The organism is Halotia branconii CENA392, assembly GCF_029953635.1.
GTDB lineage: Bacteria > Cyanobacteriota > Cyanobacteriia > Cyanobacteriales > Nostocaceae > Halotia > Halotia branconii.
Genome location: NZ_CP124543.1, coordinates 3,760,804 through 3,775,554 on the forward strand (window position 1 = coordinate 3,760,804; position 14,751 = coordinate 3,775,554).

At 41.9% G+C, this 14,751-nt stretch carries 11 protein-coding genes and 1 riboswitch; of the genes, 6 read left to right on the plus strand and 5 right to left on the minus strand.

Annotated elements, in window-relative coordinates; translation table 11 throughout:
* Window positions 1-86: 86 nt before the first annotated feature.
* Both purT and QI031_RS16475 read right to left on the minus strand, forming a co-directional pair.
* On the minus strand, window positions 87-1,256 hold the full coding sequence (gene purT, locus QI031_RS16470) for a formate-dependent phosphoribosylglycinamide formyltransferase (RefSeq protein ID WP_281480746.1): 1,170 nt from the start codon (window positions 1,254-1,256) through the stop codon (window positions 87-89).
* Window positions 1,257-1,294: 38 nt separating this feature from the next.
* On the minus strand, window positions 1,295-1,789 hold the full coding sequence (locus QI031_RS16475) for a pentapeptide repeat-containing protein (RefSeq protein ID WP_281480747.1): 495 nt from the start codon (window positions 1,787-1,789) through the stop codon (window positions 1,295-1,297).
* A 101-nt stretch (window positions 1,790-1,890) separates the two neighbouring features.
* Here QI031_RS16475 and QI031_RS16480 point away from each other — a divergent pair, with 101 nt between their 5' ends.
* The 5 genes from QI031_RS16480 (at window position 1,891) to recG (ending at window position 8,572) form a co-directional block, all read left to right on the plus strand.
* The gene (locus QI031_RS16480; protein WP_281480748.1) at window positions 1,891-2,832 is read left to right on the plus strand and encodes a glycosyltransferase family 2 protein; all 942 of its coding nucleotides are present in this window, start codon (window positions 1,891-1,893) and stop codon (window positions 2,830-2,832) included.
* Between the two features lie 165 nt (window positions 2,833-2,997).
* Window positions 2,998-3,795, plus strand: coding sequence for a 30S ribosomal protein S2 (gene rpsB / locus QI031_RS16485; protein ID WP_281480749.1), 798 nt, complete (start codon window positions 2,998-3,000; stop codon window positions 3,793-3,795).
* A 118-nt stretch (window positions 3,796-3,913) separates the two neighbouring features.
* Window positions 3,914-4,858 (plus strand): translation elongation factor Ts, encoded by a 945-nt coding sequence (tsf, locus tag QI031_RS16490; protein WP_281480750.1) that lies wholly within the window; start codon window positions 3,914-3,916, stop codon window positions 4,856-4,858.
* Window positions 4,859-5,137: 279 nt separating this feature from the next.
* Window positions 5,138-6,025 (plus strand): hypothetical protein, encoded by an 888-nt coding sequence (locus QI031_RS16495; protein WP_281480751.1) that lies wholly within the window; start codon window positions 5,138-5,140, stop codon window positions 6,023-6,025.
* A 24-nt stretch (window positions 6,026-6,049) separates the two neighbouring features.
* Complete coding sequence (gene recG / locus QI031_RS16500; RefSeq protein ID WP_281480752.1) at window positions 6,050-8,572, plus strand: ATP-dependent DNA helicase RecG; 2,523 nt, start codon at window positions 6,050-6,052, stop codon at window positions 8,570-8,572.
* Here recG and QI031_RS16505 read toward each other — a convergent pair.
* From QI031_RS16505 to trpS, 3 genes are all read right to left on the minus strand, one after another.
* On the minus strand, window positions 8,569-10,050 hold the full coding sequence (locus tag QI031_RS16505; protein ID WP_281480753.1) for an amidase: 1,482 nt from the start codon (window positions 10,048-10,050) through the stop codon (window positions 8,569-8,571). The two genes, recG and QI031_RS16505, sit on opposite strands and share 4 nt — an antisense overlap.
* Before the next feature lie 469 nt (window positions 10,051-10,519).
* Window positions 10,520-11,455 (minus strand): methylenetetrahydrofolate reductase, encoded by a 936-nt coding sequence (locus QI031_RS16510; protein WP_281480754.1) that lies wholly within the window; start codon window positions 11,453-11,455, stop codon window positions 10,520-10,522.
* A gap of 239 nt (window positions 11,456-11,694) precedes the next feature.
* Entirely contained in the window at window positions 11,695-12,705 is a 1,011-nt protein-coding gene (trpS, locus tag QI031_RS16515) for a tryptophan--tRNA ligase (RefSeq protein WP_281480755.1), read from the minus strand.
* Between the two features lie 344 nt (window positions 12,706-13,049).
* A riboswitch (cobalamin riboswitch) is annotated at window positions 13,050-13,173 on the plus strand.
* Window positions 13,174-13,222: 49 nt separating this feature from the next.
* Between trpS and cobG the strand changes: the two genes are divergently transcribed.
* The gene (cobG, locus tag QI031_RS16520) at window positions 13,223-14,728 is read left to right on the plus strand and encodes a precorrin-3B synthase (protein WP_281480756.1); all 1,506 of its coding nucleotides are present in this window, start codon (window positions 13,223-13,225) and stop codon (window positions 14,726-14,728) included.
* The last annotated feature ends 23 nt before the right edge of the window (window positions 14,729-14,751 follow it).

A 14,751-nucleotide genomic window follows, 5' to 3' on the forward strand; every position in this document is an offset into this window, starting at 1 on the left:
TCCCCATCATGGTCTATAGTAAAGGTGGCAAGAGTTAAAACCCTACAAACTTTCGTTTATTTACTGCTATTAATAGGATAAATCAACTAGACAATTGTGATTTTACTGGCTGCTTTTGTAGCCTTTGCTCTTGCCTCTTGTACATCAGTACCTTTAGCTAAAGCTACTCCCATACGGCGATAAGGATGAGCGCTGGGTTTACCAAAAAGCCTAATATCAACATCTTTTGCAGATAAAGCTTCAGCGACACCTGTAAATGCAACAGAATCTGATTTTTCAGCAGCTAAAATAACGGCACTAGCTGATGCACTTAGCTGTTCTATATGGGAAATTGGTAAGCCTAAAATAGCTCTGAGATGCAGTTCAAATTCGTTGAGATTTTGTGAGATTAATGTCACCATTCCTGTATCATGGGGTCGGGGAGAAAGTTCGGAAAAGATAACTTCATCTTGGGTGATGAAAAATTCAACACCAAAAATTCCGGCTCCACCTAAAGCATCTGTGACTTTTTTGGCTATTTGTTGAGATTGTAATATTTTGTCTTCAGAAATACCTGCTGGTTGCCACGACTCTTGATAATCTCCTCTTTCTTGACGATGACCAATCGGAGAACAGAAGATTGTCGGTGCATTCCACTGTTTAATTGTTAGTAAAGTAATTTCGATTTCAAAGTTGATAAATTCTTCGACTATTACCTTTTGACTGTCACCTCTAGAATTAGCGATCGCATAATTCCAAGCTTTTTCTACTTCACTCTGGGATGATACCACAGACTGACCTTTACCAGAAGAAGACATTACGGGTTTAACTACATTAGGAAACCCTATTTCATTGGAAATAGCAATCAATTCTGTTAAAGTTTCTGCATAACCATACTTAGCAGTTCTAATACCTAATTCTTGATGTGCCAGTTCCCTAATTCTGTCACGATTCATTGTATAGTTAGTAGCCGCCGCCGTGGGAATAACTGTAATTCCTCTTTGTTCAAACTCTAAAAGTTTTTCTGTTCTAATAGCTTCAATTTCTGGTATAATAAAGTCAGGTTTATACTTTGTTACTACAGCTTCTAAAGCATCAGCACTAAGCATAGAAATAACTTCAAAACAGTCAGCCACTTGCATAGCAGGAGCATTGGCATAGCGGTCAACAGCAATCACATAATTTCCTAAACGTTGAGCAGCAATTACAAATTCTTTGCCTAGTTCTCCTGAACCTAACAACATCAGTTTTTGGGGTAAATTAATTGAATTATTCATCAATTTAATTTAAACTATTTCAAATTTTTGTGTTTTCATTAATCATCTATTGAAGAGTTAAATATGGCTCCTCGTCTTTGTAAATCTTTACGTTGCAATTCGGTCAAGCCAATACCAAAGCCAAGCTGACATCCTACAACTAAAGTGTCCAACCAAATAGTCTCATTTAAGGTTGCACCTTGTAAATTAGCATTTCTTAAATCGGCTTTGGTAAAGTTGACAAATAACAAGTCTGCATTTAATAAACTACTATTTTGCAAGTTAACTCTTGATAAATTTCCCCGGATAAAGTTGACTTCATCTAAAATTAAACCAGATAAATCTGCCCCGACTAAATTGGGAAATTTTAGCTGGCTGGGATTTTGAAAAAATCGCATTATACAAGTTATATTTGCTTCATTAAGACGCATTTGAGTTAAGAAATCATAACGAGCTATACCTAATGTTTGGAGAATTTGTAGACGTTTTAAGGGACTTTGTTTTAAAAATTCGATAGCGGTAGAGCGTAAGTCTAGAATGGGACTATTGAGCATAATAATACTTGTTTATTTATTTTGAATTAAAGTTACGTCAGGAACAGTGTACAATACCTTGCTGTCCTATCCTGGAGATAAGTAATATTGTGGGTGAGACTGTGTTTTTCAGTGTTGTGATACCGACTTATAATCGTCAGCCGATTTTAGAAAAATGTCTCCGCGCTTTGGAGGCGCAGGAGTTCAGTACTTCCAGCTCAGTCAGTGATTACGAGGTTGTCTTGATAGATGATGGTTCTACTGATGGCACATTGAAGTGGTTAGCGGCACACAAAGACGAGTTTCCTCATGTACGTTGGTTTCAACAAAACCATGCTGGCCCAGCCGCAGCACGAAATTTAGGAGTAGAACAAGCGCAGGGTGATACAATTATCTTTATTGATAGTGATTTAGTGGTACTAAAAGATTTTTTACAAGCTCATGCAAATGCATTAGTAGCAGGACAAAAGCAATTAGACTGCGATCGCTTTTTTACTTACGGTGCAGTAATTAATACTTGCAACTTCGATAATCCTACTGCTGAACCCTATAAAATCACAGATTTTTCAGCCGCATTTTTTGCCACAGGAAACGTTGCAATTCCTAAACATTGGTTAGAAAAAGCTGGACTTTTTGACAATAGCTTTCACCTTTATGGTTGGGAAGATTTGGAATTAGGAGTAAGATTAAAAAACTTAGGTTTAAAACTAATTAAATGTCCGGCTGCTGTTGGCTATCACTGGCATCCAGCATTTAAATTAGAACAAATTCCCAGCTTAATAGAAAAAGAAATTCAACGCGGACGTATGGGAGTTTTATTTTATCAAAAGCATCCTACTTGGGAAGTAAGGATGATGATTCAAATGACTTGGCTGCATCGTTTACTTTGGGGTATCCTCTCACTCAATGGCGCACTTAATGAAAAGACGATGGCTCCTTTTTTGCGTTGGTTGATTAATTTAGGTAGACCTCAATTAGCTTTAGAAACTGCTCGAATTTTTCTAAATTGGTATAACGTTAAAGGTGTTTATGAAGCTTATGCTCAAATGCAGAAAGCATCATAAGAATGAGCGCCTACAGTAAATTTTATGGGCAAACTGACCCAGTAAAACATATATATGTTAACCTAGGAGAGTTGACTAATCTCGCACACCTAAGAATTCGGGTGTTTCCTGACGAACGGAAATACGCTTGGGTGGAGGTTTAACCCGAATAGGAGAAAAAAATACATGCCAGTCGTTTCTTTGGCTCAGATGATGGAGTCTGGGGTTCACTTTGGGCATCAAACCCGGCGGTGGAACCCGAAAATGTCTCCTTACATTTACACTTCCCGCAATGGTGTACACATCATTGATTTGGTGCAAACTGCCCAATTGATGGAAGATGCTTATACGTACATGAGAACTCAATCGGAGCAAGGCAAAAAATTCCTGTTTGTTGGCACTAAGCGGCAAGCAGCAGGAATTATCGCTCAAGAAGCTGCTCGTTGTGGCTCTCATTATATCAACCAACGTTGGTTGGGGGGAATGCTCACCAACTGGGCGACCATCAAAACCAGAGCAGACCGTCTCAAAGATTTAGAACGCCGTGAAGAAAGTGGCGCGTTGGAATTATTGCCCAAGAAAGAAGCTTCGATGCTGCGTCGGGAGATGGCAAAGCTTCAGAAATATTTAGGTGGCATTAAAACAATGCGGAAAGTTCCTGATATTGTGGTGATTGTCGATCAAAAACGGGAATATAACGCAGTTCAAGAATGCGAAAAATTAGGGATTCCAATTGTATCGATGTTAGATACAAACTGTGATCCGGATGTAGTAGATATTCCGATTCCAGCGAATGATGACGCTATCAGGTCAATTAAGTTGATAGTTGGCAAATTAGCAGATGCCATTTATGAAGGTCGTCACGGTCAATTGGATGCAGAAGACGACTACGAAGATTACGAAGGCGGTGACGAGGATTACGATTACGACGAAACCGAGTACACCGACTCAGTAGTTCCCAACGACGAAGAGGGAGAAGAATAACTTTAGTTATGAAGGATGAAATTTCATCCTTCATACTTGACACCGTCCTGAGTAAGATAGAAATACTCAACACCTGTGAGCGATTACAACTCTAGGTCAAGTTAGGAATTGAGGCAACATGGCGGAAATATCTGCAAAACTCGTCCAAGAGCTACGCCAAAAAACTGGTGCTGGCATGATGGACTGCAAAAAGGCGCTAAAAGAAACTGAAGGCGACATAGAAAAAGCCATAGAATGGTTGCGACAAAAAGGCATCGCTTCGGCGGGTAAAAAAAGCGATCGCATTGCGGCAGAAGGTCTAGTAGACACCTACATTCAGCCTGATGGTCAAGTAGGTGTACTTATAGAAGTTAACTGCCAAACTGATTTTGTCGCCCGTAACGAAGCTTTTAAAGCTTTAGTTAAGAATCTAGCCAAGCAAGCAACAACTGCTGATAGTGTTGAGGCTTTATTAGCTCAACCCTACATTGAAGATAAAAACGTCACTGTAGAACAATTCATCAAGCAAACCATAGCCCAACTTGGTGAAAACATTCAGGTGCGTCGCTTCGTCAGTTTTTCGCTAGCAAAAGGTAAACCAGGTGTAGTAGATAGCTATATTCACACTGGCGGTCGTGTTGGTGTGTTGGTTGAACTTAACTCAAAAACTGACTCAGCAGCTGGTAATGAAGAATTTCAAGCCTTGGCACGGAATACGGCTATGCAAGTCGCGGCTTGCCCGAATGTCGAGTATGTGACCGTAGATCAAATTCCGGCTGAAATTGCCCAAAAAGAAAAAGACATTGAAATGGGGCGAGATGATTTGGCTAACAAGCCAGAGAACATCAAAGAAAAGATTGTTCAGGGACGGATCGAGAAACGCCTGAAAGAAATGACTTTGCTGGATCAGCCCTACATTCGCGATCAAAGTATTTCTGTAGAAGACTTGGTGAAGCAAGTTAAGGCTCAAGTTGGCGAAGAGATCCAAGTCAATCGCTTTGTACGTTATGTGCTGGGCGAGGGCATTGAAAAGCAAGAAAGTAACTTTGCTGATGAAGTTGCTGCACAAATGGGTAACAAGTAATTGAAGTTAGGAGTTAGCAGAAACTTTGCTTCATAACTCTTAACTTAATAACTATTGCAATAACAGGTCAGTCAAATTAAATTGTGCTGACCTGTTTTATTCGTTATCAGGATCAGGATATTGATAAAAACTCTACCCAAACAACTGACAACTGACCACTGACCACTGACAACTGACGCATAGTTAAATATAAAATTTAAAGTCCTTTGGATGACTATTTGAAAATAAATAGGTACATTTGTACCATGCTAAGGTTGAGATGAGCTATCAAAAGAAGATATGGCAAGAGCAATTGAGCGAATTGAGCAGGATATCGCAGCCCTGCAAGAACAGATCCGGGCGATCGCAACAGAACTTCATAGCGCTTATGCCAGTTATCTAACTACTTTGGGGCAAGCCTTACAAAAACAGTTGATTCTGGCTAGTTACCACTTGTGTACTCAAGGGTATCCCGAAAAATTCTTAGGTTTGTCATTAAATCAGCGGCAAAAATTACAACAAGCTATCCGTAAATTAGGTAAACAGGCAGCTGAGAAATTGCTCGCTTTGATGAAAAGTGAGGAAGACAGAGAATTGCTAACTGATGAAGAGAGCGATGAGAAATTAACAGATGAAGAAAGTCTACGCCCTACCCTTTGGGAAGAGATTAGCTCCACGGTAAGCAACCCAGAAGAACTATACACCCCATCACCCCGTTACTTAACATCCCCTGACCCTTCTAACCCCGTAGAATTAGCAAAATGGCAACAGGGATTAGAACATCAGACACAACAAACTCTGAAAAAAGTCTCCCATGACGCTAATCTGGTATTACAAAAAGCTGATCTTTTATCCAAAAAATTACCAAAACCCATTTTAGAAGCAGCAGCAGCAGCCTCAGAAGCATCTGCCGAGGTGATGCCAGGGCCACCTAACCTTTTAAATTTGGTAATTGAAATTGAAAATGAGCAAGATGCAGAAGACTCCAAGCTGACACAGCTGATGGCGATTAATCTCAGGCTAGGGGAAATTGAATTTGCCGATGTGGCACTTTCATCTGACCGCAAGCAAATTCGCAATATTTTAGGTAAGCTAAACAAGCTAGGACGAGAGTATCAAAAAAAGCAACGAGAGCGATCAATTGCTGAAGCCGAGGCTGCATGGCGTGCTAGTTGGTTTGAGGATTAATCCAGAGTCAAACAGTAATAACCAATGACTAATGACACGCCAGATTGGATTAGATTACATAAAGCCTTGGCAGTAGAGGCTGAACACGGCTTTACCGATTTGATGGGCAAGCAATACCGCTTCAGTGAATTTCTCAGCCTGACTTTTGGTAAATTCCCCACAATCTTACCTGCTATTGAACGCCGCCGTTGGCAAGAATTAGCTGGGCAATTTGTTAATTATCCCCATTTGGTACTAGAAGAAAGACAACATTTAGTAGCAGAAACTCGTAGATATCTTTATCAACTGCAAAAAGAGCCAGGGAGCAGCACTTCGACTACTTCGGCTACGCTCAGCACAAGTTCGCTCAGTGGCCGGGGAGCAGGGGAACAGAAAAGAAATTATCAATCTCAAGTCAAAAATCCTACATCTCCTATGGTTGCGGAGGTGAGTAAAAGACTTGCGCCAAAAATTGATCAAAAACTGAGTGATTTACCAGAAATTGGCATTAGAAAAGCTGATAAGTTGGCAGTTTTGAATTTGTATACTGTGCGTGATCTGTTGTTCTATTATCCCCGCGACCACATTGACTATGCACGTCAGGTAAATATCCGTGAGTTACAGGCGGGTGAGACAGTAACAATAGTAGCCACCGTGAAGCGTTGTAATTGTTTTACTAGCCCGAAAAATCAGAAATTATCAATTTTAGAACTGATATTAAAAGATAATACAGGTCAAATTAAAATTAGTCGCTTTTCTGCTGGTGCGCGTTTTACTAGTCGTGCTTGGCAAGAAAGTTTAAAACGCCGCTATCCAGTAGGTAGTATTCTAGCAGCGTGTGGGTTGGTCAAAGGTAGTAAATATGGCTTGACCCTGGATAATCCAGAATTGGAAGTTTTGGCAAATCCAGGAGATGCAATTGAGTCACTAACGATTGGGCGGGTAGTGCCAATTTATGCCCTAACCGAGGGAGTGATGGCAAGTATGGTGAGACAGGCAGTTACTACCGTTTTGCCAGCCGCAGTTCATCTCAAAGATCCTTTGCCTAAAGGTTTGCGCGAAAAATATGGTTTGATGGAATTGAAGGATGCGATCGCTAATATTCATTTCCCTGATGATAGCGCTACCTTACAAGTTGCTCGTCGTCGCTTAGTCTTTGACGAATTTTTCTACCTCCAACTTGGTTTACTGCAACGTCAACAGCAAGCAAGACAAATTCAAACTAGTGCCATTCTTGCTCCCAAGGGTCAGTTAATTGAAAAATTCTACGAAATTCTGCCCTTTCAACTAACTAACGCACAGCAACGAGTTCTTAACGATATTCTCAACGACTTACAAAAGTCTGCACCGATGAATCGTTTAGTACAAGGTGACGTAGGTTCTGGTAAAACTGTTGTGGCTGTAATTGCCATCTTGGCAGCAATTCAATCTGGTTATCAAGCAGCACTCATGGCTCCTACAGAAGTGTTAGCAGAACAGCATTATCGCAAGTTAGTCAGTTGGTTTAACCTTTTACATTTACCAGTAGAATTACTCACAGGTTCCACCAAAGCTGCTAAACGGCGAGAAATTCACTCTCAACTAGAAACTGGTGAACTACCTTTGTTGGTGGGAACTCACGCTTTAATTCAAGATACCGTCAACTTTCAGCAATTGGGTTTAGTAGTAATTGATGAACAGCATCGCTTTGGAGTCAAACAGCGGGCGCTATTACAACAAAAAGGCGAACAACCCCATGTATTAACTATGACTGCTACTCCCATCCCCCGGACACTGGCACTGACAATACATGGAGATATGAATGTCAGTCAAATTGATGAACTGCCACCGGGACGGCAAAAGATTCAGACTACTATGTTAACAGGGCAGCAACGCACCCAAGCTTATGACTTAATTCGCCGCGAAGTTGCCCAAGGAAGGCAAGTTTATGTGGTGTTGCCATTGGTAGAAGAATCAGAAAAACTAGATTTGCGATCGGCGGTAGAGGAGCATCAAAAGTTACAAGAAAGTATTTTTCCAGACTTTCAAGTGGGATTACTGCACGGTCGCATGAGTTCAGCCGATAAGGACGAAACAATCACCAAATTCCGCGATCGCGAGACCCAAATTTTAGTTTCTACCACTGTTGTTGAGGTTGGTGTAGATGTACCGAATGCCACAGTAATGCTGATTGAAAATGCGGAACGATTTGGTTTATCTCAGCTACACCAACTACGGGGGCGTGTCGGTCGAGGCGCGGCTCAGTCCTATTGTTTGTTGATGAGCAGTACTAGAAGTCCCGATGCTCAACAACGGTTGAAGGTATTGGAACAGTCCCAGGATGGCTTTTTTATTTCAGAAATGGATATGCGGTTTCGTGGCCCTGGGGAAGTACTGGGAACTCGGCAATCAGGAGTGCCAGATTTTACCTTAGCTAGTTTAGTAGAAGACGAGGAAATATTACTTCTGGCGCGGCAAGCAGCAGAGAAGGTGATAGAGATCGATGTAACTTTAGAGCGTTGGACTTTGATGAAAGCAGAGTTGAAGTATCGGTATGAGCGACTAATGGGTGGAGCGATTTTGACCTAATCGTAACCCGGTGGGTTTCGGAAAGCATTAATGACTCGATCAAGCTTGTCTGCGATCGCCAACAACTCCATTTCGCACCACCGCTTACCAACAATTTGCATCCCAATTGGCAAGCCGTTTTGAGTTTGTCCAATTGGAATCACGACAACAGGATGCCCACTTAGATTAAATGGCATAGTATAAGCTCCGTTGGCCACAGCATGAGGGTAAGATCTGCCATCAATATCAATAGCACTCCAAGCGTTTCGATGAGTAAAAGCAGAAGTTGCTGCAACAGGAGTCAGCCAAGCATCCCAAGGTTCTAATGCCTCATCCATTTCGGCTATGAAGCGATCGCGTTCGGTGAGTGCCTCAAAATATCCTTTTAGGCTGGGATTCAATAATTCTGGTAGAAGGCGGCTGAAATCTCCCATTTTGCGGAGTTCTTTATCGCCTTGGGTGGCAGTGCGAAATATCTGCTGCAAACTTCGACGCACATTATATTGATCTATTGGTTGAGCGTAGATGTTAATGTATGCAGCCATCCGTCCATAAAGATTGAGTATTTGTGATAGCTCAAATTTTTTAGGAAACCAATGTTCTATTTGGACACCTACTTGAGATAGTGTTTGGGCGATCGCAGCCATTGCCGAGCCAATTTCGGATGCAACCGGAACTTCTGCCCATTCATCACTCCAAGCAATTTTGAGATTTTGCAAAGACTTACCAGAGGGCGTATCTAATGGAATTGGCGGGACATCAGGACGGCGAATATCAGCACCTGCGATTAATGAAAAGCATAGCCGAATATCTTCAAGCGATCGCCCAAAACAACCCACTGTAATCATTTGCCGAAGACATATTGGCATTCCAGGCACTTCTGGAATTTGCCCGGCTGTAGAAATCCGGCGATCTGTAGGCTTCAAACCATACACACCACAGAAATGAGCAGGTTGACGCACTGAACCCGCAATATCGTTGCCTAAATCCAAGCTTGAAAGTCCTGCTGCCACAGCCGCAGCACTACCTCCAGAACTACCCCCAGCAGTGTAGTCCAGATTCCAAGGATTGTTGACTCGTGGAAACAAAGAATTTGTACTTTGGTAATCACCAGCCAATTCCGCCATATTCGTCTTTCCCAGGATGATTGCTCCTGCTTTCCGCAGCCTTGCCACAACGCTAGCATCTTGTTGAGGTACATAGTCTTTAAGAGGAATGTAACCTGCTGTGGTTAATAGTCCCTCTGTTTCAAAAATATCTTTAATCGTGATTGGAACTCCGTGCAGAACTCCCCAGTTTTCTTTTTTACTTAAAGCTTCGTCTGCTAGCTTGGCCCTGACAAGGGCATTATCTGCATCCAGTGTACAAACGGCATTCAGCTTACTGTTGTGTTTAGCGATTTGATGCAGATGAGCATTGATAACTTCAACAACAGAAACAGTGCGATCGCGAATCATCTGCGCTAGTTTATGCGCTGGAGTAAACGTTAGGCTACTCATAAATATTAAACTGGTAGTTCTTAATAAAGTTATTCTCAAAAAGTAAGGATTCAGGTCTAATATTGAGGAAGCAAAGAAGGGCGAGACTGATAATTAGTAGAGTCAGCAATTAGAGCTTGTGCAAAAAAATCAATTACAAGCTTGGTTCCCATAACCAGTGATTGCCATAATCATTAACCAGGCGGAGTTCGCTGGGAATATTAGTTCCTTTGTCCAATGTCTACCAACTCCTTGAACAGCAAAGGTTGAAATTCCACCTAAACCTGCAACAATCTAAATATCACCATCTTCTTTGTAAGTTCCAATGTCTTGTGAACGAATGTTATCTATCCTAGAAGAAGTTGCATTTCCCATACGATACAAATCAACGTGAGTTTTTCTCATACCAATCAGTTAAAGACTTAGACTTCAGGTTATAGAATGATCGCACTTCCTCTGATACAGTAAGAAATGCGATCGCTAACTTGATTTACTTCGCTACCATCAAATTAACTGGCGCAACCCCAGCTAAATCCAAAATTGGTGTAATCAAATCTTCTCGCTTCACCGCCATCATGTGGACACCCTGACATAATTGCCGCGCAATTTGTACTTGCTCCGCTGCAATTTTCATGCCTTCTGCAAGCGGCTCTTTGGCTTGTGCCAACCTATCAATAATATGTTCGGGGATATTTACACCCGGAACGCACCTATTAATAAATTGAGCATTTTTCGCTGACTTCAACAAAAAAATTCCTGCCAAAATTGGTTTTTTATGGGTAGAAGCTATCTTATCCATAAACTTTTCTAGTCTTTCAAAATCAGTAATTAATTGACTTTGAAAAAACTGCGCTCCGGCTTCTATTTTGCGTTCAAATCGACTTTGTAAACCTGACCAACTTGCACATTGCGGATCTACGGCTGCACCTGCAAATAAATCTGTCGCTTCGTCACTCAAAGGTTTTTCGTTACAATCAACGCCTTGATTTAATTTACGAATTAATTGCAGCAATCGCACAGCTTCTAAGTCAAACACAGCTTTGGCATCGGGATGATCGCCTGCTTTTACTGGGTCGCCAGTCAAAGCTAAAATGTTACGAATACCCAAGGCATGAGCGCCCATGAGATCGGCTTGTAAACCAATACGGTTGCGATCGCGGCAAGCCATCTGACAAATTGGTTCAATGCCGTTTTGCAATAAAATTGCTGATGCCACTAATGAAGACATCCGTAATACAGCGCGGCTACCATCAGTAATGTTGACGGCATGAACCCTCCCCTTAAGGGTCGCCGCCATTTGCAGCATTTGTGCTGGATTTCCTCCTTTTGGTGGTGCTACCTCGGCGGTAACTAAAAATTCTCCCGCTTGCGTGGCTCTACGGAAATGATTCAAATTGTTATAGCTATAGCTATGGTTATTGTCCATAACATTGATAATTTAGTTCTCTTCAAGGGTAAAACAAATCACACCTTAAAGAGAAACTATCACCAGAAGAGGCAGAGGAGCAGGGAGCAGGGGAGCAGAGGAGCAGGGGAGCAGGGGAAGCAACAAGAGGGGGGAAAAGGTTAAAGGGTAAAGGGTAAAGGATGAAGAAACAAACCCTTTAACCCTTCCCCTTTCCCCCTTACCCCTTCTTTCCCATGCCCCATGCCCTTTTGTTTGACTTACACAGGCAAATAATAGCCCAAAGCAGCTTTTACATCTGCTAAAGTTTGATTAGCGATCGCTTGAGCTTTTTCTCTACCATCGCGTAGCACAGAATCTAAATAGCCTTTGTCTTCTGTAATTGCTTGATATTTTTCTTGGATTGGTTGTAAAGCTGCGATCGCACTTTCCATTAATAAGGGCTTAAATTGCCCCCAACCCATATCCTGACACTCAGCGGCTACTTCTTCTTTGCTTTTTCCAGAAAATAGCATATATAGAGTTAACAAATTATTACACTCTGGACGCTCTGGATCGTCGAAGGTCAAACCACGAATCGGATCAGTTTTACAACGTTTAATTTTGTACTGAATTTGCTCTGGTGAATCTAGTAAATTAATTCGGCTCAAGTCGGAAGGATCAGACTTAGACATTTTGCGTGTCCCGTCTGCCAAACTCATTACCCTGGCTCCTTCCTTACGAATCAAAGGATCTGGTAACTTCAGTACTGGCTGATCTGGTTTAGCAAATAAATGATTAAATCGCGCGGCAATATCTCGTGTCAATTCCAAGTGTTGCTTTTGGTCTTCACCCACTGGCACTTTATCAGCTTGATAAAGCAAAATATCAGATGTCATTAACACAGGATAATCTAACAAGCCGACGCTGACATTTTCTCCCTGTTTGACAGCCTTTTCTTTGAACTGGATCATATCTTCCAACCAGTTCAAGGGTGTAATGCAGTTGAGTAACCAAGTGAGTTCACTGTGAGCAGAAACGTGAGATTGTACAAAAATAGTGGAATGCTGTAAATCTAGACCACAAGCTAGATAGAGCGCCGCTAGGGTGTAGGTATCAGATGCCAACTTAGTCGGGTCATGTGGTGCTGTAATCGCGTGCAAATCAGCAACGAAGAGGTAATTTTCGTATTCGCTTTGACCTTTTACCCAGTTACCAATGGCTCCGAAATAGTTACCCAAATGCAAATTACCCGTTGGTTGAACTCCAGAAAGAACGCGCTGCTTGCCCATAAATTTCACTCTAGTAATCTCAAATCTGCGTTATGTATAGCGATAAGTCGCTGAGTGCCGACGCAAAACTCATTTAATTTTGACACTTTCTAGGGTAACTCGCTGTTGAGGATGAGATATTTAACGGTATTGCTGATTTATGGGATGCATTTTATCTCACGCAGAGGCGCAAAGGCAAGGCAGTACGGTCTTGGGGGTTTCCCCCATGAGTGACTGCCGTGCAGAGAGGATAAGGAGTTTTAAGTTTCAATATCTCAGGAATGAGGATTTAGGCAAAGCCTAAGTGTGTGGCTTTGTTACCGTTAAAAAAAATATCGGATGCAGGTCTGACTACTTTCTTATGCTAAATTACTAAGGCTTGGGGTTGGGAAACTCCGGTGAGATTCCGGGACTGTGCCGCAGCTGTAAAGGTTAGGATTCACTTTTTTCTTTCCGAGTCAGAATGCCAACTCCAGCAATGTCTTTATGGCATATTTATTATCTACTCTCTGCGTCGCACAGAGAAGGAGTCTGAGTTTTGCTGTCTGGATTAACTCCCTGTCCTGGGTTATTTTACACCACACCTGCTCAAGATGGTACATTGTCTCGCCTGAGAATACCCGGTGGCATTCTTGATAGTCAACAATGTCGGGCGATCGCAGATATAGTTGACCAGTATGGCGGTGGTTATGTTGATGTGACGAACCGCGCTAATATCCAAATCCGTGAGATTGATGGCAAGCTCAGTACCGCAGTTTTGAAGTATCTCCAGGATATGGGGCTAGGTTCTCGCAACACTGCTGTAGACCACATCCGTAATATTATGACCAGTCCTACGGCTGGTATTGATCCTCAAGAGGTGATTGATACCCGTCCTTTTGTCCAAAGTTGGAATGATTATATTGAGGCACATCCAGCTTTATCAGGACTGTCTGCCAAATTTAGCGTTTGCTTTGACGGTGGTGGAATAGTTCGAGTGAGCGATCGCCTCAATGATATCGCCTTTGTTGCGGTTTTAGTTGATGGTAAAGTTTACTTCCGCCTTCATTTAAGTGTCGGCGTAAAAGGAAAGCCACCTGTTGCAACGGGAATTTTACTTTCACCTGAGCAATGTTTGCCAGTGTTGGCTGCTTTGGCTAATGTTTATTTAAATCATATTGATACAAATAGTAGACGCAAGGCACGTCTGAGGGAAGTAGTTAATGATTTGGGTTGTGAAAGTTATTTACAGGAAGTAGACAAAAGTTTGCCTTTTGCTCTTTTCACCACAGAAGATCAGGTAATGGAGGGACAATTCTCCAATCTTTTTGTAGAAAGTTCAGATAACCAGTATCAGCATATCGGCATCCATCCCCAGCGGCAAAAAGGTTTATTTTATATTGGCGTTGTGTTGCCTCTTGGTCGCTTGGAGAGTAGGCAAATTATGGGTTTAGCGGATTTAGCCCAAAGATATGGTAGTGGTACTTTGAGGTTAACTCCTTGGCAGAATTTGCTGCTTACTGATATTCCCCAAACAAGGCTTGCTGATGTCCAAAAAGAAATTACATTTTTAGGCTTAGATTACTCAGCCAACAATATTAAAAGCGGATTAGTTGCCTGTTCTGGTAGCCGGGGTTGTGCTGCTGCTGCTACAGATACTAAAGGTCATGCATTAGCATTAGCCAAGTATCTCGAAACTCGCCTGACTTTAGATTGCCCAGTTAATATCCACTTTAGCGGCTGCGAAAAATCTTGCGCCCAACATAGCAAAAGTGATATCACCTTGCTCGGTGTCAGTAATGGCAAGAGGTCGAGTTATCACATTTATATTGGTAATGGTGACAGCAATCAAAAATTTGGCCGCGAACTCTACCAATATGTCAGCTTTGATGAATTGCCTGCATTGGTAGAACAAATGTTAAAGGTATATCAAATCAAACGCATAAATGTTAACGAATCATTTGGTGAATTTGCTAACCAATATGCGTTGGCGCAACTCAAACAGTTCTTCTCACCAAATACGGCATTCCATCAAGAAAGAATCACCGCCTCTCCTCTGGCATAAAAAGCATAGGTAATACCAATTCA